This is a genomic window from Oleiphilus sp. HI0061, assembly GCF_001635675.1.
Map to the genome: position 1 here is coordinate 1 of NZ_LWFE01001278.1, position 25,169 is coordinate 25,169.

General features: G+C 44.6%; 17 protein-coding genes and 1 tRNA gene. 6 read left to right on the forward strand and 12 right to left on the reverse strand.

The window, feature by feature from the left end; genetic code table 11:
* The coding region (locus tag A3735_RS20055) for an efflux RND transporter periplasmic adaptor subunit (protein WP_068638528.1) at positions 1 to 1,214 on the forward strand (1,214 nt) is incomplete at its 5' end.
* Between the two features lie 2 nt (positions 1,215 to 1,216).
* Positions 1,217 to 4,372, forward strand: a complete 3,156-nt coding sequence (locus A3735_RS20060; RefSeq protein WP_068514892.1) for an efflux RND transporter permease subunit — start codon at positions 1,217 to 1,219, stop codon at positions 4,370 to 4,372.
* Between the two features lie 124 nt (positions 4,373 to 4,496).
* Here the strand turns inward: A3735_RS20060 and A3735_RS20065 are convergent, their stop codons facing one another.
* The 4 genes from A3735_RS20065 to A3735_RS20080 all read right to left on the reverse strand — a co-directional run bounded on the left by A3735_RS20065 (position 4,497) and on the right by A3735_RS20080 (position 9,360).
* Positions 4,497 to 6,143, reverse strand: a complete 1,647-nt coding sequence (locus A3735_RS20065) for a hypothetical protein (RefSeq protein ID WP_068514890.1) — start codon at positions 6,141 to 6,143, stop codon at positions 4,497 to 4,499.
* Positions 6,144 to 6,154: 11 nt separating this feature from the next.
* Positions 6,155 to 7,498: a conjugal transfer protein TraF gene (gene traF, locus A3735_RS20070; RefSeq protein ID WP_068514887.1), complete on the reverse strand. Its 1,344-nt coding sequence runs from the start codon at positions 7,496 to 7,498 to the stop codon at positions 6,155 to 6,157.
* 173 nt (positions 7,499 to 7,671) lie between these two features.
* The gene (locus A3735_RS20075; protein WP_156495270.1) at positions 7,672 to 9,000 is read right to left on the reverse strand and encodes a YihY/virulence factor BrkB family protein; all 1,329 of its coding nucleotides are present in this window, start codon (positions 8,998 to 9,000) and stop codon (positions 7,672 to 7,674) included.
* 6 nt (positions 9,001 to 9,006) lie between these two features.
* A complete protein-coding gene (locus A3735_RS20080) occupies positions 9,007 to 9,360 on the reverse strand; it encodes an Hpt domain-containing protein (protein WP_068508113.1) in 354 nt (117 codons plus the stop codon).
* 242 nt (positions 9,361 to 9,602) lie between these two features.
* Between A3735_RS20080 and A3735_RS20085 the strand changes: the two genes are divergently transcribed.
* Positions 9,603 to 11,429, forward strand: coding sequence for an ABC transporter ATP-binding protein (locus tag A3735_RS20085; RefSeq protein ID WP_068514884.1), 1,827 nt, complete (start codon positions 9,603 to 9,605; stop codon positions 11,427 to 11,429).
* A gap of 54 nt (positions 11,430 to 11,483) precedes the next feature.
* On the opposite strand, the gene purU is transcribed toward A3735_RS20085, so the two are convergent.
* Positions 11,484 to 12,338, reverse strand: coding sequence for a formyltetrahydrofolate deformylase (purU, locus tag A3735_RS20090; protein WP_068514882.1), 855 nt, complete (start codon positions 12,336 to 12,338; stop codon positions 11,484 to 11,486).
* Between the two features lie 128 nt (positions 12,339 to 12,466).
* Complete coding sequence (locus tag A3735_RS20095; protein ID WP_068514878.1) at positions 12,467 to 13,978, reverse strand: fumarate hydratase; 1,512 nt, start codon at positions 13,976 to 13,978, stop codon at positions 12,467 to 12,469.
* A gap of 402 nt (positions 13,979 to 14,380) precedes the next feature.
* On the opposite strand from A3735_RS20095, the gene A3735_RS20105 reads away from it, so the two are divergent.
* The 3 genes from A3735_RS20105 to A3735_RS20115 all read left to right on the forward strand — a co-directional run bounded on the left by A3735_RS20105 (position 14,381) and on the right by A3735_RS20115 (position 19,235).
* On the forward strand, positions 14,381 to 17,812 hold the full coding sequence (locus A3735_RS20105; RefSeq protein ID WP_068514872.1) for a hypothetical protein: 3,432 nt from the start codon (positions 14,381 to 14,383) through the stop codon (positions 17,810 to 17,812).
* A 171-nt stretch (positions 17,813 to 17,983) separates the two neighbouring features.
* Entirely contained in the window at positions 17,984 to 18,196 is a 213-nt protein-coding gene (locus A3735_RS31185; RefSeq protein WP_068514868.1) for a hypothetical protein, read from the forward strand.
* Positions 18,197 to 18,224: 28 nt separating this feature from the next.
* On the forward strand, positions 18,225 to 19,235 hold the full coding sequence (locus A3735_RS20115; RefSeq protein WP_255375184.1) for a cation:proton antiporter: 1,011 nt from the start codon (positions 18,225 to 18,227) through the stop codon (positions 19,233 to 19,235).
* Here the strand turns inward: A3735_RS20115 and A3735_RS20120 are convergent.
* The 6 genes from A3735_RS20120 to A3735_RS20145 form a co-directional block, all read right to left on the reverse strand.
* Complete coding sequence (locus A3735_RS20120) at positions 19,214 to 19,726, reverse strand: hypothetical protein (protein ID WP_156490751.1); 513 nt, start codon at positions 19,724 to 19,726, stop codon at positions 19,214 to 19,216. The genes A3735_RS20115 and A3735_RS20120 overlap by 22 nt on opposite strands.
* Before the next feature lie 171 nt (positions 19,727 to 19,897).
* A tRNA-Leu gene (locus tag A3735_RS20125) sits at positions 19,898 to 19,984 on the reverse strand.
* A 119-nt stretch (positions 19,985 to 20,103) separates the two neighbouring features.
* Positions 20,104 to 21,306 (reverse strand): MalM family protein, encoded by a 1,203-nt coding sequence (locus tag A3735_RS20130; RefSeq protein ID WP_068514858.1) that lies wholly within the window; start codon positions 21,304 to 21,306, stop codon positions 20,104 to 20,106.
* Positions 21,307 to 21,312: 6 nt separating this feature from the next.
* Complete coding sequence (locus A3735_RS20135) at positions 21,313 to 22,983, reverse strand: outer membrane protein transport protein (RefSeq protein ID WP_197469948.1); 1,671 nt, start codon at positions 22,981 to 22,983, stop codon at positions 21,313 to 21,315.
* A gap of 88 nt (positions 22,984 to 23,071) precedes the next feature.
* Positions 23,072 to 24,079 (reverse strand): flagellar protein FilC, encoded by a 1,008-nt coding sequence (locus tag A3735_RS20140; protein WP_068508299.1) that lies wholly within the window; start codon positions 24,077 to 24,079, stop codon positions 23,072 to 23,074.
* A gap of 122 nt (positions 24,080 to 24,201) precedes the next feature.
* The gene (locus A3735_RS20145; RefSeq protein WP_068514855.1) at positions 24,202 to 25,014 is read right to left on the reverse strand and encodes a C39 family peptidase; all 813 of its coding nucleotides are present in this window, start codon (positions 25,012 to 25,014) and stop codon (positions 24,202 to 24,204) included.
* Between the last annotated feature and the right edge of the window lie 155 nt (positions 25,015 to 25,169).

Below are 25,169 nucleotides of genomic sequence, written 5' to 3' on the forward strand. Positions count from 1 at the left end.
CCTTGATCATTTTTGCGCTCGTCGTTTCTAAGCCCAAACCACCCAAAAAAGAAACCAAAGAAAAGGAATGGCTAGTATCAAGCATCATACTTAAGGAAACCCAGGCGCAGCCTCAAGTCGAACTATTGGCACGGGTTGAATCGCCTTTCGACTCAACATTAAGCGCTGCGATCACTGCCGACGTAATGCAAGTTCCAGTGCGAGAAGGAATTAGCGTAAAAATGGGCGACCTACTGGTCCAACTCGATGCTCGCGAAATCGAACTTACCCTGGCACAGCGGCAAGCTGATATTAATGAGCTAGATGCTCTAATCGATGCAGAGAAGCTACGCTTTAAAACCGATCAGGATTCTCTGGTTGAAGAAAAACGATTACTAGAAATTGCCGAGCAAGCACTGGCCCGTCAGGCAAAACTAAAAGCTTCTAACCTGGTCGCACAGGAACGCTACGATAGTGCCGAGTCTAGCCGTGCTCAGCAAGCTTTATCCGTCAATGCCCGAAAGCTAAATATTGCCGACCACCCTAATCGTTTAAAGCAGCTTCAAGCTAAAAAAGTACGAGCCCTCACCTTGCTGAAAGACGCAGAAATCGATGCTGAGCGCGCTCAGATCAGAGCCCCTTTTGACGGTATTGTCACAAGTGTTAAGGTCGCTCCGGGTGAGCGAATACAAATGGGACAAGCACTGGTTTCTCTCTACGACCGAAAGAATATGGAGCTCCGCGCTCAAGTACCCGACAAATATCTGGCACTTATTAGTGATGCACTGCAACAGGGTATCAACATCCAAGCCACGGCACTTAGCCATCAATCAGAAATACCATTACAACTTCTGCGCTTATCTGGCCAGGCAAGTCTCAGCAATGGCGGTGTCGATGCTCTATTTAGACCTGCTAGCGAAGAGCATAACTTGATTCTAAACAAAGCATTACGATTACGCATTGATATGCCAGCACTAACAAACGTATTCACTCTACCCGTGTCGGCAATCTATGGAACAAATCGAATTTATCGTATTGAGGAGGGACGGCTTCAATCGCTAAATATTGAAGTATTAGGAAAACAGCTTTTAAGTCTTAGCACGAATTCTGCAAATGAAGAGACTCTTCAAGACAGAGTCATTATTCGTAGTAAGCATCTAGGCGATGGCGATAAGGTCACAACAACCCAGCTCCCCAATGCAATTTCCGGTCTAAAAGTTAAAGAGCGTAGCTAAGAATGAGCATTGTAAATCACGAACAAAACCCAGGTGATCACCGCTCAGATTTAATTGGCCGCTTTGCTCAACATAAAGTAGCAGCCAACCTGCTCATGCTGATTATGCTGCTTGCAGGTGCGGTATCACTAATCAAACTTAACACTCAGTTCTTACCAAACTTCGAACCCGACTACGTTATCGTCCGCGTTACCTGGCCAGGTGCCAGTGCAGAAGATGTGGCCAAGTCGATTGTCACACCGCTAGAACAGCAGTTGCGCAATCTAGATTACGTGAAAGAAATGCGTTCGACGTCTTATCAAAGCGCTGGCGTCATCGTCCTGGAATATGATGAAGGCAGTGATATGGGCTTGGCCCTCGACCAAGTTAAAGAATACGTTGACCTGGTAAGAAACCTTCCCTCTGATTCTGAAACGCCCGAAGTATCAAAAGTTTCGTTAAATGAGGACGTTGCAACCATCATTCTTTCTTCGGATGGCACATTAGAAGAACTACGCCCACTTGCCTACCAGTATGAAAGAGAACTACTAGACAGAGGCGTTGCAAAAGTCGAGTTTATTGGCCTGCCATCTCAAGAGATAGCCATTCAGGTTGATAGCAAACAGATCAGCGCATTAAAAATGTCACTTCCCCAACTCGGCCAGCAAATACTCAATGCCAGTCAGGATATCCCAGCAGGTACCAGCGGAAAAAGTGAAGCAGCCAAAGAACTTAGAAGCATTGAACAGCGAAGAAGTGAAAGTGGCTTTGAACAGCTGGCCATACTAAGCGGAAGTTCTGCCGAACCCATTAAGCTCGAAGACATCGCGGTGGTGCAACAACGTAATAAAGACAATCAAATAGAGGTCTTTTATCAAAACAGGCCTGCTGTTTTGTTACGAGTTCTTCGCACCCAGTCTTCCGACACCTTGAAAGCAGCTGAGACTCTTAATAATTGGTTGGCTGACACAAAGCCCCTACTCCCTCAAACTGTTCAGTTACACGCTTATAATGAAGCCTACGTACTAATTGAGGACCGTATTAACCTGCTAATCAAAAACGGCCTAGGCGGCTTGATTCTAGTGGTCAGCATCCTATTCATATTCCTCAATGGTCGTGTGGCCTTTTGGGTTGCTGTCGGTATCCCAATATCATTTATGGGCACACTTGCAATACTCTACCTCGTTGGCGGCAGTATCAACATGGTCAGCATGTTCGCGCTAATCATGGCGCTGGGCATCATTGTCGATGATGCAATTGTTGTAGGCGAAGATGCCCTCACTCACTATAGCAAAGGTGAAAACCCTCTACGTGCTGCTGAAGGCGGTGCTCGCAGGATGTTCGTGCCAGTCTTATCTTCTTCGTTGACAACCGTTTCTGCCTTCCTGCCATTGATGCTCATTAGCGGCATTATCGGCAACATTCTGTTCGACATTCCACTAGTAATTATCTGTGTCATTATCGCCTCTGTAATTGAGTGCTTTCTCGTCTTACCAGGTCATTTAAATCATTCCTTTAAGCGCTCCTTTAAAGCCAATGCAGCGGGTTCATATCGGGAAAAAATCGATCAAGGTTTTAATCGCTTTCGGGATAATTTCTTCCGCCCTTTATCCGAAAAATCGATCGAGAATCGAGGCGTTATTCTTTGTCTATCCGTCGCGATCCTGGCTGTCAGTATCACTCTGATTGCCTCGGGCCGGGTCAAGTCAGACTTCTTCCCCCAACCTGAAAGCCATATATTACTTGGCAACGTTAAGTTTGCTTCAGGAACACCGCCTGAAAAAGTACGCGAGTTCGGCCTTCACATGGAGCAAGCCTTGCAACAAGCCGATGCAAAATTCGCCAAGGAACAACGCATGGGCGATGCTGATAGCCTGGTCGTTCATAGTGTTCTTAGGATTAACCAGGCCAGCTTCGATGGTGGCCAGAACTACTCCACGGGTGAACAATATGCTTCCGTTCACGTAGAACTTTTAACACCAGACGCTCGCGATATAAGAAACCCCGAATTTATTGAAGCCTGGAACGATTTCATCGACCAACCCGATGGCGTAGAGCAGCTGAGCATATCTAGCCCACGAGGTGGTCCACCGGGTAAAGACGTCGATATATTCCTCACTGGGCAAGCGACTTCGGTACTCAAACAAGCGGGTGAGGACCTGGCGACCAAGCTAAAAACCTATGTCGGCGTGCGTGATATCCAAGACGACCTACCCTTTGGTAAAAACCAATTTATCTACTCACTTACGCCTCTGGGAGAAGCGCTTGGCTTCACCGTCTCGGATGTTGGCAGACAATTACGAGCGGCCTTCGACGGCCAGCTTTTACAAGTATTCTATGACGAGAATGAAGAGATCGAGGTTCGGATTATTCTTCCCGATGAAGAGCGCAACTACTCTCGTATTCTCGACAACTTCCCTCTCGTTACACCCTCTGGTGATATTGCTCAGCTAAGCAATGTCGTCACCTTGACCCATAGAAAAGGCTTAGAACTGGTTAGGCATACTGAAGGTAAGCTTGGTCTGCACGTCACCGCCAGCGTTAACCCCGACTTAAATAATGCCAACCAGATAATCGCCGAGCTACAAGAAGAGTTTTTACCTAATCTGTCCATCGAGTACGGTATTAAAATAGACTTGAAAGGCAGGGCTGAAGAACAAGCCCAGACCGGCAAAGATATGATGCTAGGCGCAGCCATAGGCTTTACCTTAATCTATATTATCCTGGCGTGGGTATTTGGTTCCTACTCTTGGCCTGTCGCAGTATTGCTTGCGATCCCTCTTGGAATATCGGGTGCGATACTGGGTCACTGGCTGCTAGGCATTGACCTAACCATGCTCTCTTGGTTTGGCTTTTTTGGCCTATCAGGCATCGTTATCAATGATGCGATAATATTGGTCACCTTCTATCGAGAGTTACGAGAACAAGGCCAGCCCGCCAAACAGGCTATTGTCGATGCTTCATGCCTGCGACTCAGAGCGGTTATGCTGACCTCTTTGACGACTGTTGCTGGCTTATTACCGCTTCTGTTTGAAACCTCACTTCAAGCTCAGTTCCTGATCCCTATGGCTGTCAGTATTTCATTTGGCCTGGCATATGCGACGATTCTTATCTTGTTTGTTATTCCAGCTTTAATTTCGCTTATTGAAGAGTTTAAAGATAAGCGAGCCGCTAAATAGAAAGTATTGGATATTTTAATTGCATAAAAAAGTCCGGCCCCATCATTAGGGCCGGGCTTTTCTTTTCCCTTCAGTTCAGCTCAAATACTTAAACCGAACTAAGTCTCTTAGAGCCTATTCAGGACTAAGACAAATCATTCGATAAGTTATTTAATCGAGCTTGACAGTCTTCGTGAGAATTCATCTGAGCAGAATCACCATCAACCGCTATATCCTCTAACGACTGGTCCGTATCCCATGTACGTGACTCTCCGGTATAGGACAGGCTAAAAATGTTTCGGCTACTATCTTGACCACGACTAATCAATGTAAAGTCAAAACCACCTAATACATTAAGGATAAGACGACGATCATCAATAGCGGTCCATTCTCCCGCATCGAATAATGCACCATCCGTTTCTAAACTACCGTCATTACCTTCATCCGAAAACTGGCCGTCAAAGGCGCCGTCTTCAGAATAGCGAATACACAGCTTCAACTCACCAGTACCGGTTAAGTTCTCATCTTCTTCAAACAAAATGAGCGCAGCACCTTCAACATTATCTTCGTCATCACTGTATTCAACAAACAATTCCTTGCCTGCTAAGTCGCCAAACGTCACGCCGCCCGTGACACTGACACCATCATAGTCAATTGTACCAGCAGAGAAGTCGACACCCACTAAGGTGCTAAAATCTACGTCTGTCCCGTCGCCAATTGCATCATATAGCGGACCACCAACATCCAGCGCTTCATCAATAGCATCGTCGATTAGAGCCGAATCCTCATCATTGATCATCTGAGTCACGACCATTTCAACACCGATCATTCTAGCGCGAATACTATCAGCATCGACCGCATCTGGGTCACTCGGACTTGAGGGGATCGCAGCATTAACCAAGCCAAGAATATCCGCCACATCGGTTAAAGCTGCCGTTCTTTCTGCACCGCTTATTTGGTTAGAAATTGAATCATCGTCTTCATTGTCATTATAAGTGTCAATAATTTGCTGATTAACCGCATCAAATACCGAAGCAATCATCGTTGAATCAATTGCAGAACTACCCGCTAATTGGTCAGCGAATTGCTCATATATAAAGGTTGAAGAGCTATCTGGAAAGAAGCTTTCTTCACCAAATACGTCATACTTTTCCTCAAAAACATCTGCAAAGATGACTGCAATCTTATGTAATAAATAGGCTTTATTTGCAGCCTCGGAGTTAAAGTCAGAGCCTGATAAGAAGTCGTCATCAAGTAAACTCGGATCAGAAATCAAATTCCCTAGGGTCGCACTCCCCCCTTCAACCATCACAGAGCTTAAAGGCGTAATCATCTGATCAGGAATTTTCCCATCAACTTCAGGTGAAACGCGTGCAGATAGTTCACCAATGAAAGGTTCGCCCGTAAAGATGTCAAACCCGCCATAGGTTCTAAGCACCACTTCGTCTGGAACATCACCTTTTAGCTGCAAGCAATATTTTTCTGTCGCAGCTGATTCACAATAGTTAGTTGTACCGTCACTCGATGTAGTAAAGAACCCTTCACTATCTGTCGTAGCTGAAGGCTCACCAGCATTTTGTCGCCCATCTTCATTGATATCAGCATAAACAGTTGCACCAGCTAGGTACCCATCAATTGCTACCCCAGATATTGACGTTCTTTCTACAGGTGAACCATTATCAGGGTGGTCAGGACTACTACAACCAGAGGCAATTGCTACCGCCGCAGAGAGTGCCGCAATCTTAAATCCCTTACTTGCGCTTAGATAACTATGTTCGTTTTTAATTCCCATCTTTCACTCTCCTAAAATTTTTCTTCAATACCAATGTTAAAGCCAATATAACGAGGAACTTCTTGACCGTCATGCTCGATCGTATCCAAGCTACCTGATAGATCTAGGTTAACCATTCCAAATAAAGTGGTACCTACCCCTAATGTTGTTAGCTCACTCCCAACCAGGTTCTTGGCAGCACCAAGTCTAAGTGTCGGAATAATGTAACTGTTCGGGAAATAGCTTACTGAGCCACTTAATATCTGACTTTCACGTCCAACTAGACTAAAGGCAGAATTAACATCATATGCACCTGAAATTAAAAACTGACGGTCTTCTGTAAAAAAAGCACCTTCAATAGTAGTTTGAGCATTTAAGACGGCGGTTTCTTTCAGAGAAATCTCATCCGAAAATGCCTGAGCAGCCAAACAGTTTTTCTGACGTAAGCCGCTCAAAGAGCCACAATTAACGCCAATTTCGCCATACTCAAGCTCAGGCTCATTAATATTGGCAATGGTCAAACCTACCTGCCCGTTTGGAAAGGTCCATATTGCTCCGACATCAACACCTACCGCGGTAACCGTCGCGTTATTTTCTTCAAACTCATCCATAACGACATCCATGATGTCATCATCTGAATCGTCTGCAACACCTTCAAACGAAACAACCTGTTTATTCAAGACCGCATGATAAACGTTTACATTGACGCCACCATACAGCTTTGAATCCAACACCGGTGGTTGCCATACTTCTCGGCTATAGCCGACGGTACCCGTTACAAGACCTGCAGCTTTTACGTATAAAGAGCTATCGGTCGATAAACTCACGTCGCTACCTGAATTCTGTATTTCCATCGGCGCATCTAAAAAGATAATATCTGTTAGCAAACCCGCACTAACATTTAGACCAACAACACCACCAAGAAAATCACTGCGAACAGCAATTGGAGCTAAAGGTGCCTCAAACCCTAGGTTCCAGGCAATATTCATTTTCTCGCCTAAAACGGGTAGCAAGGCGTCAAATTTATCTTTTGCGTCCAAAGCTTGATCAAGTGTTAGATTCTCGCTATCCAGAATTTCCTCAAGCTCTTCAATATCATCTTCAACGTTATTTAAGTCGCCTAACTCTAAACCAAAGCCTAGTGAGCTAAAGTAGCCTAAGCGAAGGCTTTCTTCATCGCCAACCAACAACTCTCCCGAAGCAGGATTATTCCCCAACGCTAATAATGAATTAGGATTAGTAGTTTTACCTAAGGTTAGAATCGCCCCCGGCTGATGCCCTTGATATCCTGCAACTGCATTGACTGCACCACCAAATAAGACCGCAAGTGCGATACCTTTAACCAGTTTACTTTTTTGTATGCTCTTCTGCTTCATGCTCATTATCCTTCGCTATTCACACAACCTATCCGATTTAACCGCTTTCTACTCGTCTGTCATACCTGTTATTATTAGACGGAACAACCCGGCAAGTTAAACACCCCAATTTTCTCTTTTGCTTTTGTCGCTTTCGCACGCTAGCCCTAAAGATAGTTCAAACAAGGCTTCATTCAACTATTGATTTGTTTCGCCTTGATTAAGTCTCGTAACAAAACATTATCGAAACTTTTATTGATGTCTTGATGAAGTTTGTCTGCGATGTCGCTAACTTCTGGTGAAAGCTTGATATGCTTATATTTCCACATACTTTCATGCCCTCTCAAAGCCCGTAATATTTGAGCTACACTAATCTGATCTGTGGAATGGCCTGGCACTAACATATCGGCCTTTTCACCCGCAACAATAAGTAGGCCGCCTGCAATCAACTTATCGATAATTTTTCGGCTCGCAACCGCTGGGATCGTATGTAGATGTTCGATATCTACTTGAAGAACCGGACTTTCTGTTGACTCAAACCTACGTGCAATATTCACCATAATATCGAGCCCAACTTTTTCGCTGACCTCCGGAGAAGGATCTAACTCCTGCTCCTTTGTGATATGGCTTTCATGTTGGTGATAAAACGCAATACTCGACCCTAGCAGTAAAATTAGCCAGTTTACGTACAACCAAATCAGTAACAAAATACCGACGGCAAAACCGGAATAGATCGCATCGTACTTAGACGAATTTACGACGAAGGCCGTAAAGAGAATGCTTGAAGCCTGCCACGCACTTCCACCCACGACACCGCCCACCAAAGCACTTTTAAAGTTAACTCGAGTATTTGGCATTAGAATATAAAACATGGTAAATGTCAGAATAATCATAAAGAAAGGCATCAGTTTGGTCATCATTAAGATCACCGTGCCAAAGGGTTCAATTGAAGCGATACTTTGAACCAGGCTGGAATTCATTGTTGACGCGGTTAGACTAATAGCAGCAACCACCAAGACTGGACCAACCAGCACAACGATCAGGTAGTTACTGAAACGCTGCCCCAAGGAACGCAATTCCGGTGCGAACCAAATCGTATTAAATGCCTTTTCTATCTTCTGGATTAGGGAGATAACCGTATAGAACAATATAATAAAACCAAGAAAGCCCAGTACACCAACCTTCATATTATCGACGAAGGACAAAACACTATTATGTATTTCGATGCCTTTAGCCCCCATCGGTTCAAGGAAGCTATAGAGCATCGGGGTAAAACGGTCTTGTACATTGAAAGCTTTCAAAACTGAAAAGCTCAAGGCCAGCATAGGGACAATCGAAAGAATCGTCGTATAAACAAGACTCATTGCGTGAAGCGTTATTTGCCCGGTAGCGATATCACGGATCACAACATAAAGAATTCGAAGGGCGTCCCGAAGCAAAGACATAAGGGGATTCATTGAGGGCTTTGGTGAGGCTAAAAGCCAGGCTTCAGCGTCCTTCCATTGATCTAGCAAGTTTTTCAAAATGACCTACCCTGTCGTGACAGCATCAATCTCACAAATCAAAGCAGCTAAGCCAGAGATTACCTCTTCCGCAAGTAAACCCGGAGCTTCACCTAGATCTATTTTATGCTGAAGATCAGCAGCCTTCGCCGATAGAGATGACGCTCTGATATTCCCGGCACTGCCTTTCAAGCCGTGAGCAAGGCGTGACATTAACTCTGTATCGCCCTGCTGCTGAGCATTTAGAAACTCTTCTTCAAACGTCACAAAGCTACCTTTGAAAGAGGACAATACCTGCTTAACAATATCCATATTGTTCATAAAAGTTTCTGTTAGCTTGTCCATGTCGATGCATTGGCTCTCGCTAGTTTGATCACTCATTGTCTATTGAACTCCATTCTTCATTGATACAAAGCCATATCTCGAAAAAAGCGGTATACTTGAGGCTGTGAAACTTACATTGATACATTGTTCTATTTTTAAGATTAGCAGACATTATCACAGACACATACTCGATAACGACTTTCAGGCTTTCACCCGTACCTCGATAAAAGAAATGGCCTCAATATTAAAGTAAGTTATTGGTTTTCATATACAAATATACCGATCCAACACCACTATTTATGTATAAGTTTTTTGAAAAGCTGGTAGAGCCGTTTCCTCCCGAGCATCCGGAACAACCACCGAAGGGTTTATTCGACTTTTGTGTGTACTATACACAAGGAATATTCCCCTTACTTTTTATCATGGGCGGGCTCACTGCCTTAATTTCCATCATGGAAGTTACGCTGTTTGGTTTCCTCGGACAGCTGGTAGACTGGCTGTCGAACAAAACACCTCAAACACTTTGGCAAGATGAAGGGAATACCCTTATTGCTCTAGGTGCAGTGATTCTTTTCGTCATTCCTCTTACTGTTTTGCTTCACTCAACCGTTATTCACCAAGCCTTGTTGGGCAACTATCCAATGCGAATTAGATGGTTAGCTCATCGGTACTTGCTTGGTCAAAGCTTTTCTTTTTACCAAGATGAGTTCGCTGGCCGCATAGCAACCAAAGTGATGCAGACTGCGCTTTCGGTTCGCGAAACCGTAATGAAGCTGCTCGATGTACTGCTCTACGTCAGTATTTATTTCATAGGTATGACTAGCGTCGTCACAGCGAGTGATGCCAGATTAAGCATTCCTCTTTTAATTTGGCTACTTTGCTATGGCTCCAGCCTTTATTACTTCATCCCTAAACTTCGTGATATTTCTACTCGTCAGGCAGATGCGCGCTCCAGCATGGTCGGAGCTGTGGTAGACAGCTACACCAACATTGAAACAGTGAAACTCTTCTCTCATAGCCAGCGTGAAGCAGAGTATGCAAAACGAACAATGGGCGACTTCCTTGAAACCGTTCACCCTCAAATGCGCTTGGTCACCCGGCTCAATGTGACAGTATGGGTATTGAATTCCCTCCTGTTATTCTCGATCTCATCTCTTTCAATCTGGCTTTGGATAAACGAAACCATTTCGACTGGAGCCATAGCTGTTGCGATTGCGCTAGCACTCAGGCTCAATGGCATGTCCCAATGGATTATGTGGGAAGTGTCCAGCCTGTTCGAGAATATCGGTTCAGTACAAGACGGTATCAGCACACTTTCAAAAGAACGAGCCGTGCTTGACTCAGACAATGCCAAAGCGCTTGAACTAAGCGATGGTAATATTGATTTTCAGAGGATTTCGTTTGAATACGAATCTGGCCGTCCGGTTATCAGCGAGCTTGATTTGCATATAAAAGCTGGCGAAAAAATTGGTCTGGTTGGCCGCTCAGGTGCTGGAAAGTCAACTCTGGTAAACCTCTTACTTAGATTCTACGACCTTTCTTCGGGCAACATCAGAATTGACGGGCAAGCTATTGCTGACATTAAACAAGAGAGCCTGCGCGAGCATATCGGCATGGTGACCCAAGATACTTCCCTGCTTCACCGCTCTGTGCGCGATAACATCCTTTATGGAAATCCCGAAGCCTCTGACGATGATCTGATCCGTGCAGCCAAACAAGCCCATGCTCACGAATTCATTCAAGAACTAAGTGACCTGGACGGACGACAGGGCTATGACGCTCATGTAGGCGAGCGTGGCGTGAAGCTTTCTGGCGGTCAGCGTCAGCGTATTGCGATTGCCCGAGTCTTATTGAAGAACGCCCCAATACTTGTTCTGGATGAAGCCACGTCTGCTTTGGATTCGGAAGTCGAAGCTGCGATTCAACAAAGTTTATATACCTTAATGGAACGCAAGACAGTCATTGCGATCGCTCATCGCTTATCTACCATCGCCGCACTAGACAGACTGATCGTATTAGACGAAGGCAAGATTGCCGAGCAAGGCAGCCACACAGAGCTACTTGCCCAAAACGGTATTTATGCGCAACTTTGGGCTCGACAGTCGGGTGGTTTTATCGGAGATTAAAACTTTGGGGTCAGAGTAAAAACTATTATTTTTACTCTGCCCCCAAATCTTGCCTTAACCAAACACCACTGTTTTATTTTCGTGGATAATAACCCTCTCTTCCAGGTGCAAACGCAAACCTCGTGCTAATACATTCTTCTCGGCATCTTTACCTAAGCGAACCATATCTTCTATCGTATTACTGTGACTAATACGAATCACATCCTGGTCGATAATAGGCCCTTCGTCCAAATCTTGAGTGACATAGTGACAGGTTGCACCAATCAATTTCACGCCTCTGTCATAAGCTTGATGGTAAGGCTTTGCCCCAGCAAATGAAGGTAAGAAGCTATGATGAATATTGATCACGCGTCCTGCATATGTCTCACACAGGTCAGCAGGTAAAATCTGCATATAGCGAGCAAGTACCACCAAGTCGGTCTGGTATTCATCCACCAAGCTACTAACCTGGTCGAAAGCAGCTTGTTTGTTTTGTGGGTCTACCGGCACATGGTGATAAGGAATATCGTGCCATTCAACCATACGGCGTAAATCATCGTGATTGGATATCACTGCCACAATTTCCGCATCCAGCTCATTGCTGTGCCAGCGATGTAGTAGATCCGCTAAACAATGGGATTCCTTTGAAGCCATCAACACGACGCGTTTCTTAGTATTAGAATCGCTAATACTCCATGACATGGAAAACTCTTTGGCAATGGGTTCAAACACTGTTTTGAAGTTTTCCAGATCAAAAGGAATCGAACTCGCCTTGATCTCATTGCGCATAAAAAACCAGCCGTTCTTCTGGTCGGCATGGTAACTCGCTTCAGTGATCCAACCATTATAAGTTGCCAGAAAGTTACTGACTTTTGCGACTATACCAGTACGGTCAGGGCAAGAAACGACAAGACGATAGGTTTGTTCCATAATATTTTACTGCTTCCACAATCGTTTAAGGACTAATTTGTATTCAGACATAGGCGCTCAAAATAAAAAAGAGAGCCACGAAGACTCTCTTTATTATAGATAGGTCTGAGATAATTCAAGCTTATCTCTTATTCAGACTTTGCCGCAATGATCTTCGCCTGCCATTCTTTTGGCGCAGTCTGGTGAACTGAAATACCCTGACTATCAACGGCAACTGATACTGGCATGTCAACCACATCAAATTCATAAATAGCTTCCATACCTAGTTCAGGGAAGGCAACCACTTCAGCATTCTTGATTGCTTTTGACACCAAGTAAGCCGCGCCACCCACTGCCATCAAGTATACTGATCCGTATTCTTTAATCGCATCAATCGCCACCTGGCCACGCTCGGCTTTACCGATCATGCCCATCAGGCCAGTTTCTTTAAGAATGGTATGTGTAAATTTATCCATACGTGTTGCCGTAGTCGGGCCAGCAGGGCCAACAACTTCCTCACGAACCGGATCAACAGGCCCAACGTAGTATATAAAGCGGCCTTTCAAATCTACTGGCAGCTCTTCACCATTGGCTAGCATCTCAGTCATTTTCTTATGAGCTGCATCGCGGCCAGTCAGCATTTTACCTGAAAGCAAAACCGTATCGCCCGGCTTAAGGTCGGCGACGTCTTCTTTAGTCACGTTATTCAAATCAATGCGCTTAGCACTGTCGCCAGCTTCCCAAGTAATCTCAGGCCAGTCTTCAAGACTTGGAGGTGTTTGCAATGCCGGGCCGGAGCCATCTAACACAAAGTGAGCATGACGTGTGGCAGCACAGTTTGGAATCATTACGACAGGCAATGATGCAGCATGCGTTGGATAGTCGTTAATTTTTACGTCCATAACCGTTGTTAAGCCACCAAGGCCTTGAGCACCGATACCCAGGTCGTTGACCTTATCCATAATCTCTAAACGTAACTCTTCAACACGATTTTGAGGGCCACGCTTACGAAGCTCATGAATATCAATCGGCTCCATCAAAGCTTCTTTCGCCATCACGGCAGCTTTTTCAGCTGTACCACCGATGCCTATACCCAACATGCCTGGCGGGCACCAGCCAGCGCCCATCGTAGGAACCGTTTTCAGAACCCAGTCAACAATACTGTCACTAGGGTTCAACATCGCCATTTTTGACTTATTCTCGGAACCACCGCCTTTTGCAGCAACTTGGACGTCGACAGTGTTGCCTTCGACAATCTCATAGTGGATCACAGCAGGTGTATTGTCTTTAGTATTCTTACGAGCGCCGGCAGGGTCATCTAGGATTGAAGCACGTAAGACGTTATCTGGATGAGTGTAAGCACGACGTACACCTTCATTTATCATATCAGTCAGGCTTAATTCAGCATCCCACTGCACATCCATACCGACTTTAACGAATACAGTCACGATACCGGTATCCTGACAAATTGGTCGCTTACCTTCTGCACACATACGTGAATTGATGAGTATTTGTGCCATTGCATCTTTAGCAGCTTGGGACTCTTCTTTTAAATACGCTTCATGGACGGCATCAATAAAGTCTTTTGGGTGATAGTAGGAGATAAACTGCAGGGCATCTGCAACGCTATCAATTAAATCTGCTTGACGAATTGTGGTCATAGTCACTCTCTAACGTTTTTCTTTAATTAATAAACTGCTGAGGCTCTTAAGCTTTTGGCCAGGCCCATGTTGTGTTTATCAATTAATACATGGCTGATCACCCACTCATCTTCTGAGCGATCAATTATTGGGGTACTGAATTGTACTCTGATTGAAGATGAGTTTGTAGTCACACCTACAAAGCTTAAACGACGGTTAAATTCGTTACAGCTACTAAGCAAGTGCATCTAATTCTTTGCGCTAAAAAATTAGACAAATTGCTTTTTCGTGTCTACGTTTAATCTAGGTCAAAATTTTTAGGCCTGGTGGTGTGTGTTGCTGAATTTAAACAGATAAAACCAAGCAAGCATCCACCATCTAGCCACTACTTATTTGAGACAACGTTTAGGAAAGGTCTTATCCATGTATAAAAAAACCTTATTAAGTGTCGCGATTGCGTCAGCATTATCATTAACAGGCTGTCTGGACACTACTGATCCAGAAAACAACCCGAAAGAAAGAGATAACGAAAACTCACAGACGACCCCTCCGTCATCTGAGCAACAGGCGAATATTGAGCAGAACGAAAATAACCTCTACCCAGTATTTAACCCTGCTACCGGAGAGTTTCCTAAGCCAAATGACCTTTTACTACAAACAACGGATCCCGACGGTTCCTATGCTATCCCTGGTCTAGCCGAGAAAATTGCTGCAGGCACAGAAACACCACCTGAAGTCGCACTTGAGTATCTTAGTGGCGCATCCTTAACAGCCCCAATCGATATCGAAATTGGCCAAGGCATAGCAGGGTCCGACATAACAGATACGATAAACACAGATACGGTTATCGCAGAAAGCTTTATTAATGTTGGAGGCGCTCCTGTTCCTAACCCTGCCCAAAGCGTATTTCTGTTAGAACTAGAATATGCTGGTGGCGACCCTCTTAAAGGACTAGTCAACGAAGAATCCCCTACAGTTACTGACGCCATTACAGCAGCACAAGCCAGTGGTGGAGATTTATCGGCAGCAGGAGAACTTCTAGGAATAGCGGCTTCACCTAAGTATAGCGCTGAAGTCATTACCCGAGACAAAGTCGTTGGCGGCGAACGAGTAGAAACAAGTTACATACGAATCCAACCTTTAGAGCCTTTAAACCCTAACAAGCGCTACATTGTTGCACTGACCGATGAAATCAAAGATACCGAAGGAAAGTCTTTGATCAAACACCCTGGTATAGCCAACTATGCTGCCCTCGCTGATGAAAATCGAGAACCCGCCAACCCTCTCCTTGACGATGTGCAAGCTCAAATTGATTTCTGGGAAAAGGTTACCGCGAGCTATTTAGGCAACCTAACCAATGCGGCACGCCCAGATGATCAGCAATTAACTGAAGACAACATTGTTTTTACAAGTGGCTTTACCACTTCTAATGACACAAAAGTTGTCGACTATATGGTAGACCCTACCGAGTGGGCAACGAATACGGTTAAGACTCTTGTGACAACTGGCGCAGCAAAAGCGGCAGTTGATGCCGGCGCAGAAGATTATGCAACCATTAAAGGCGCTGTTGATACAGCAATCAGCAACTGGACCGCAGAGAGCTTCAATCCAGCTTTAGCAGGGTGTGATACCTATCCTGCTGGCGATGCACGCTTTGCATGCGCCGGTACCGGTATGATCACTGCAGCAAAAGCAGGTGGAATGTCTTTTCCTGAGCCCGCAGCCGATGATAGCGTAGCTTTCGACACACCGCGAGACCTAAGAACAGTATCAGCATTTATTACCGATGCAATCGCTCCAGTAGGTGCCGTAAACATTTCTGAAGGCTCCTTGACGATTCCTTACTATTCAGGTGTACCTGATACACGAGGCGTAAGCGATGGAACCGAAGCGAGACTTGTAGGCGAATGGTGGAAAGCAGATTCAACCTTAGCCACTCAAATAAATACTGCTTTTAACCTAGAGGCACTTGGCGCAGCTCTGCCACAAGCGACGACATCAAATGTTGTGAATCATTTGTTTCCGTTCCCAGCAAAGAACTCTACAGAAGAAATACCGGTATTAGCAATCTTCCCGGCAGATGACTCGAATATGCCGGCAGATGGTTATAAAACTGTTATTTACCAGCATGGTATTACAACTGATCGAAGTGTTGCCCTAGCACTCGGTAGCGCCATTGTTGCGAACAGCGGTGGAACCGTTGCGGTACTCGCGATTGATCAACCACTTCATGGTATTGATGCGATTTCTGAAGAAGGCCGCCTGGCATACGCAGCACAATTCCTTGCTGGTGGTCAGCTAGCTGGTTTCCCAGAGTCATTAGCTCCTGGCGATACCAATAATCAAGCTTTAGTTGATGGCACTCTTGCCACCACATTCGTGACAACATCATTAGACTCAGCGACAGTTATTGATGCGAGTGACGGTATTAGCGCCGCTGAAGCTGACCTGATTACTGAAACTTTTGCGGGAACCATCGCTGAAACAGTTGTAACCGGACAATTGCACGGCTCACTGATTGATATCACCGACGGAATCGACGGGACCGAAGCTGGCTATATTTCTGCTGCACTAAGCGGAGATCTTACCTACAATGTCGTAGCTGCTCAGTTAAACGGTACATTAATCGATATCACCGATGGCATTGACGGCACTGAAGATGCAACCATCAATGGCACAATCACGGCCGCATTAGGCGATGCAAGCGGAAATCCAACGCTTGATGCGACTGTTCAAAACCTTACAGCCCTAGAAGCAGCAGCTTCAAGCCTCCAAAGCTTACAGCTTGCGGCACAAGGTCTTGGCTTAATGCAGAATACTATTGAAAACGGTGCTAGCCAGATCCCTGGTCTAGGACAAGGTTCTGCCGATGAGCGTCACTTTGGCTTTGGCGGCGGTGTTACCAACGTTGTACCGATGGATTTCGCTGACGGCACCGTGGGCAGCTCCTCATCAGACCCTATCGATTGCTCCAACACGGGTTCTGGTGCATTCACGATTAACCCACTTAGCTTCCTAACTAGCCGTGATAACTTTAGACAGCACATGTCTGACTTAATGACTCTGCGTCTGTCTATTCCAACCATGGATATCGATGGAATAGATGATAACGGGCCAGAAGGTGATGGCTTTGACTTAAACGGAGACGATGTTCACTTTATTGCTCACTCTTTAGGTACCTTTAACGGCATTCCATTTGTCGAAATCGCGAACCAAACCAGTAGAACTGAAGATAACATTGTGTCTGCAAACTTTTTAACGCCAGGTGGCAACATTGCACGACTAGCAGAGAATTCCCCAGTATTTGCGCCGGGTATACTGCTAGCATTGCAATCTGCTGCTGGTTTACAAAGAGGCGATGCAGACCTTGAGACCTTCCTTAACGTTCTTCAAGCGTCATTTGACTCTTTTGATCCAATTAACTTTGTAGGCAACTTGAGTAGCACCACTTCTACAACCAAAGCCTTATTTAGCGAAGTGGTTGGCGATGTATTTATTCCAAATAATGCATCTCCCGCTGTCGACGTTGTACAACCAGCGAATATCGGCTGCAACGCAAACCCATACGCCGGCATCTCGCTTGGTGAAGGTACAGCGGCTCCTCTAGCAGGGACAAGTCCACTGCAAACTGCTTCCGGTGCTGTAAGCATTGGAGACTCAACTGATGAAGCAAGCATTAACTTCATTCGTTTTGAGAGTGACAGTGGTGCTCTACACACGACCCCTGCAGCGGCAGCTTCCTCTGCTGAGGCACCTGCTTTTGCAGAGTTTGTTACACAAGCAGCATCTTTCGTATTAAATGACGGTGAAGAAATCACTGTTGGGGATAGTGACCTGATAGTCGACGCCGAATAAAATGTAAGGAAACTAAAAGCCTCCGGCCTAACACCCGGAGGTTTTTTTTGCCCTTAAACCTCATCACTAATTGAGCTAGCTCAACCCCCTCTTCCCAAACTCAAGTCATACTAAGCACGTCCAAACTCAATACCAGCCCGACTTCAAAGCCAAAAAGCCGGGAGTGCGCATTTGGAAATTGCTGACGTCTTACTCGACATCCTTATCATTCTTGTTGTCGCCAGGGTGCTTGGCGATATTTCTCGCTATTTTGGCGCACCGAGTGTTATTGGCGAACTCTGCGCTGGCATTTTGATTGGCCCGAGCTTATTCGCATGGGTAGAGGTCAACGAGATTATATTTTTCTGGGCGAAATTGGCGTCATTCTATTGCTGTTTGACGTAGGATTGGAGACTGACCTAGGGAAGCTTGTATCCTCAGGCAAAAGTCTACTGTCGTGGCGCTAGGAGGCTTTATCGCGCCCTTTCTTGGTGGCTTTGCGGCAAGTTACTGGTACTTTGAACTATCACTACTTGTATCACTGTTTATCGGCGGAACCTTAACCGCCACCAGCATTGGCATCACCATTCGAACACTTTCAGATCTTAACCGACACCAAAGCGACGAAGGACAGGTAACATTGGGCGCCGCCGTACTCGATGATATTCTCGGCGTAATACTTCTTGCCCTACTCTATGACTTCTCAGTCAACGGCAATATCGACCTTATGAGCGCCGGTAGAGTTTTCTTATTTGTCGCGATATTTTTCTGCTTGGCTCCAATTCTCGCCAAGCTGTTTTCTCGAATTATCCAAATATTAGATAAAAGAATTAACGACCCAGGATTAATTCCAACCACTATTGTCGCATTAGTATTGTTCTTTGCCTGGCTCGCTCATTTATTTGGAGCCCCGGAATTACTCGGAGGCTTTGCCGCCGGACTAGCTTTATCGCTCCGCTTCTTTTTACCTTTCGGCATAGCGCTACATAGTTCACCCAAGTTCTCTCACAAAGTGGAAGTACAGATAAAACCCATCGTTCAACTATTCACACCAATATTCTTTGTATCCGTCGGTCTTTCGATGGATCTACGCTCGGTCGATTGGTCTTCATCATTCTTGTGGGAGTTTTCTTTAATATTACTTGTCTTGGCTATATGCACAAAGTTCGCCGGAGCCCTACTTATTAGCGAACCTCTAGCCAAACGTATCGTCATAGGAATGAGCATGGTGCCACGTGGCGAGGTTGGCCTGATATTCGCAGGCCTAGGTGCTTCTGCAAATATTTTTACAAATGAGGTCTATACAGCCTTAATCATGGTCATCGCCTACACTACCGTGCTATCACCTTTTTGGATAAAGCTCTATTACAAAAAATATGGACATTTATTGGGGGATATTGAAAAAACCAAAGGTAATACCGACTACGGCGCTACTTTCTTATAAATCCATCCAGAGCGCGCCAAACATTGATTACGTCTTAGGATAAGCCTGGTTAATTTCTTTAGTGGCTGCTCAAGCCCTTCTGTATAAGCAAAGGCATGTCGCTTAAGCTCCCCATTCTCCGATTGGGTAGTGATAGTATTGTTATATAAAGCGCTAAAAGCACCATTATCACCCGCACCTTTCGACATTACGAGTTCAAGTAAAAAAGCATGATAATCCTGATTGACTCGCTCAAGCACGGATATATTGGAAACAGTTTGTTCACCTAGCCCTAAAGAAATCCCACCCATTACAGATTCAGTACAACGATCGAACTCTTGACTTAGCGGCACCTGCTGATTGCTCTTTATTCCAAAATCTGAGTGTTCAAAAAATACATACGACTCCCTAGACTCTATCGAGCTAAGGTAGTCATCCATGAACGGACTACTTGAGCAGGCTAAAAGAGAGAGTGACATTAAAAGCAGAAGAATAATTCTAGAAATATGCACTGTGATCTCCTAAGCACTTAAATTAAGATATAACACAACCTAAAGCAGTTTGTTCTATTAAGTAAATAAAACCCTACCTGGCGGCCGTATTTGGAGAATAAAGGCTGAATATTTGTTTTAACTTGGGAAAACTTGTTAAGTTAGATCGACTTTTGATAACTAAGAAAGGATTGGTACCAGTGGGCGGACTCGAACCGCCACGTCCCGAAGGACAAGGGATTTTGAATCCCTCATGTCTACCAATTTCATCACACTGGCCCAGATGCGGCGCATTATACGCCATACAGAAAAATGATCAACCGCTATCAATGATTTTATTTATATTTACTCATGTAATTAGCAACTTACCTAAGAATAAAGCCGCAAGGAGAAACTAGCTAATTATCTTCAACTAACAATTTTAGCTCCAGAGTACCTATTTCCATATGCTCAATAGAAATAAGCTCTTCGTCACTTTCAATACTGGATGTTTGCCCAAGAATATCTCTGGTAGTGTTAACCAATAGAAATCGTTCACCACCATCCTTAGTAGAGTCAAGCTGAAAAAAGCCCTCTAAATAACCATGAGCGAGCCAAGTTTCAGAATGATACTTTAATAAGGGGCCCGTAAATATACGCAGTGGCTGCTTATCGCTATCCAAAGTAACTAACTGAGGAAAGAATACACCATTATCAATGCCAAAACGTTTATGACGCCGTACAAAGCTTCTTATGCTTAAAGCTTGCTTTTCTTTGGTTTGCGGTAAGCTCAACAACAAAAAACGACTATCGCCACCTGAAAACCGATAAGGTAGCTGATCTTCGTTCATTTCATAGTAGTGAGCTTTACCTAATTCAAGTTCGATAAAGTCAACATTTGGTAGTGTTTGGCAGCAAGTACTTGAGAAACCATCAAAGTAGTCATCAGAAGTAAAGTTTTTAGCAAACAAAGCCGCGGCAAAAGGGTCAGCGCTTTCAGGAAGGTCGGCACTGGCTGCGGACTTCTCCAAAACACTTGCTTCCGTAAATTCGATTTTTTTCTCTCTTTCTTTTTCGAGAGCAGCCTGGACAGCATCAGCGTCATAATCAATATTGCGAACCGTTCCATCAGCATCGACTACTGTATAGTAGCGAGAACCTTCACTACTCGGTCGCCCACCGTCGATTAATAGCTTATCACCATCCACAAATTCCTCAGAGTTAACGCGCGTTGCATCGAAATCGTTAAGTGGTGGCGCCCTACGAATAGCGCCAAGAACCTTAGAGCGCTCTAATCTTTCGGTTTCAATATATTCTTTTTCAAAAGGACTTAAGGAATCACCAACATCACCAAGATATTCATTGTCGGTTACGTTCTGGGATTTTGGACTAACAGGTGGTTCAGGAGGCAGCTCTAACTTTGCTTGCTGCTGAGGCTCTTCAGGTTCTGGCTGTGAGTCGATGACAGGCACATCGGCTTGCTGAGCATCATCTACCTTCTTTGCGGAATATCCACCAAAGCTATCTTGTTCAACACTATAGCGTTCAGCAAGAGCTTCCAAAGAAAAGACACACAAAGCTACAAGCAATACTACAGTCGATCTCGAATAGTTCAGCTTCATATAGACCTAGAATTTTCGGTTAAAAGAAATACCCATTCCAAATACTCGAGATGTAAACTTCACATTCAAGCCCGCATAGGGGTTATAAATTACGTTAGTCAAATTCGTACAGTTCAAATTACAACTTGTATTAGAAGGAATGTAATCATCAGACTGCATATAGAATATGCTTGCACTGATATCGGTTCGTTTATCCCACTTGTAGCCAAACCCGGTACCCCACATTTTCATATCACCAACGGGAAGCGGACCAAAAACATCACGCTCGGCTGGTGAAGTTCGTAACTCTAACCCAAACCTGACATCCAGACGAGAATTAACATGCTTAGTTAAACCGAAACCAAAGTGCCAGGTATCACGTAAGCCAATAGGCAAAGTCAGAGAACGACCTGTGACCAACCCCGACAATAGTCGAGCTGTTGTTAGCATTTCCAGAGTTCTATCAAAGTAAAAAGTCCATTCTTCCCACTGACTCCAATCAGTCCATGTCGCATCCACATTGAGGGTATAATCAGGAGTAAGGCGAACTCTCATACCCGTCTTAAACATCTGAGGGATTTTCAAGTCGAGGTTCACATTCCCGGATTCATAGGGAACACCTCTTGGGAGGCCCAGTATTGCAGCGGTAATCGCACCAATGATTGACGCGTTAAAACCGTTCCAGAAAGCTGTCCACTCATCGGTATAGTCCATGAAGAACGTACCTTTAAGCTCCATATCTGCTTCGCTGTAATAGGTTGCTCCCCACGAGAACCAATCTGTCGGCTCCCACAACACACCAAGATTATATGTTGGCGACAAGGTTTGCTGCATATCCATATCGATACGCCCGATATCGTCCCATGGCCCAATATTTCCTTGGCACATAGATAAGAAAGGCTGCAGAGGGTCTCGACGCTGACCGATAGGCTTATCGAACTCACAAGCAAATGCATCCTGAAGTATTTCAACAACCGCAATCAACAAGTTAGGTGCACGGTTATGCTGCGCTATATAGAATCCTTGATGACTAAACTGAATGCCCATGCCAACAGACCATTCATCATTAATCTCGTACCCAACAGCCGGAGAAAAGTAAGTAAAACGCTGAATTGCTGCTTCTTTACCCAAAAATCGACCAGGGTCTTCCAGCTCTTTGTACAAAGCTAAAGCGGAGTGGATATAATTTTTATTTGCAAAAGTAAACTTTGAACCAGGAGGGTTTACCGAAAAGCCAATCTGCGGAGGTAGTATCGTTGGGCCATTCCACACCCATTGCTGCAAACCAAAGCCAGGTAGATATAAAGAAAGCCTGTTAGTATGGCTCTTACCTCGACCATCGCCTCCTACTACAGGGTCTCTCGGTACGGTAGGGTCATAGGTATTAAAGCCTGTACCATCTAAACCAAACAACTGATAGTCATCAGGGGCAGTAAATACGGCATCAAGATCCAAACCAATTAATAACTGATCAACCTCAAAGTGACGCTCTTTGAGTCGGGTAAGCTGAGCGGGGTTATGGTAAACCGCTGAAACACCAGGATTTACGTCAGCCTGCATCGCATTACCCAAGGAAAGAGCCTTAGTATCAATCGTAATGCCGTTCGCTAGCTGAGCTACAACTTGGGGAGGGAAAGCAAACGTAGCAATCAATACGACCACCAGCAGTTTCTTTACTTTCCAATGCAATGATTTCACCAATTAATTCCTTTTCCCATTACTATTCTAAAGATTAAACAAGTGCGCTCGAGAGCAAAGCAGTCATCACCTTACTCCTGACACATGATTACCAGTTGAAAGCACCTATATTAATTGGATAAGAGATCCCCATACTTAAGTCAGACGCATCTTCAGTAAGCCCAAAGCCAAAGCTAACGTTTGTAATCGTCTTAGGGTCAACACGAATACCCAGTGAGAAGTTCATCGAACCACTCACCGAGTCAGGCGAAACTGCCGTCCCCGAACCAACGAAAGTTAATTTAGTTTCAGTACTATAACCAACCTGGGTCGATATACTTAAAGAGGTGTCATAAGAAAGAGAGTAAGAAAAGCCCCCTGAGAAAGAATAGCTCTGCCCTTGGTGAACAGTCTTGAGGAGATTCCCGCCTCGAGGTTGGTTCAAACCACTTTGCTCAAAGGAGTAGCTGGAACTCAGCGAGCCAAACAATACAACTGGGTCCAATACCTTCGATACACTTAAACCCGTTGAAACAGAGTAAGTACCACTACCCGTAGACAAGCGCTCATTAGGGTTAATTTCATAAGGACTGACACCTGTTTTAGTACTTAAGGTAGTACTTAGGGTGACTGTCGCCTTACCTGGTACATAAGCAAAAGGCTGCCAACGCAAACCGAAACTCACATCCCCCCACTCCGTTGCAGATAGTGAGTTCTGAGTATCGTAGCGTGAAGATAAAGGTATCCGGGCATTTAGAGTAAGGTTATTCAGAACTCCGTAGTCAAAGCTAAAGGAGTTTGTAAAGGAATGTGTTCCAGAGGGGTTTACGTCCAGATTTCTAACCACGCCATTCTGAACATCCAAGGCAATTCTCGAATCAGAGATATAAGAGTAATCCAGAGAATAGCTTAAAGACTTTCCACCCGCTTTGAGCAAGGAATAGTTTTTCTCAGCCGCCTGGAAAACCTCTTCCAATTGCTTGGTAGAGTCCTCATCATCTGACTGTCTGGCTAAGGCATCTCGCGCCTTATCAACATTACTTTCTTCAGCACTAATATCCGAAACAAACAGCACGGTTGATGCCAGTAGCACGCATCTAATGACCCAAGAGTTCATTACCTATTCCTTCTATCTTTATAGTTTGTGTCAGTGACTCTTACACGCAGTAACAACTAACCACTTTCCTAATACGAGCAATGCTGCTCACATTTCTTACACGACATATACTTATTCAAAAACTAGTTTCGACGATAATGTAAAAACTTCGTACCATTATCGAAAGTAGTATTCCCAAACTCATCTGTCTGGTTTTTACGGCGCTCTATCTCGTTATTCAATAAATACCGCAAATTATCTTTGTAGTCCGGAGTATAATCAAAAGCCTGCAAAGACAATGTCTGATCATCAATAAAGCGTAAGTCTTCTTCTCTTAACTCAAGCCCATCAATTGGTTTTGTATTCCCTGGAAAGATAACGAACAATACATTTTGATCCCACTTTTCTTTAAAGCGTTCGAGAGTAAAGGTTATATTTCCTTTGGAAGGGTCAGCAATAAAAACACGCCCATCCTTGATTGTCTTAACAACCACGAAATGCTTAAAGCCTGCGTAATGTATTGGCACGATAGCTGGATGATCCAGCTCAATCAAATCCTTTAACTCAGCCTTGAAGCCCCCAGCCGGAAAGCCCAGCGCGGTTACCAAACGCTTCATATCCAGCATTGAAAAGCCTCGACGCTCAACGATTCGCTCATTTTCACCGTAGTGAAGCAAACCTTCCATCACCTGGCGTTCTTGAAAGTTGCGCCCAAGATAATGCTGCAATACAGTCGTTAATGCTGCAGATCCACAGCTATAGTCATACGCCTGCCTAACAATATTACGGTATAAAACGCTAGATAAAGGTTCGACAACAGCTCTTTCTCGAACAAACGATTCACCCTCATTTAGGGCGACAGTATAATGCACGATCCCATTCGGCTGAGGTTCGATATCTTTAAATTGATGCACCAGATTCAAAAGAAGTATTGATGCTGTTGTTACAAGAACCATATTTCCATTTGCCTTAGGTTTCCGTTAAGTTTTTCCGCTTTCTATGCCGAAAAAATTATTACGTAAAGATACATTAATTACTTGAAAGGGAAAGATAACCAGTGCTCAAAATATGCTGAGACTAACCGGAACACCAATGATAATGCTCATTCTCT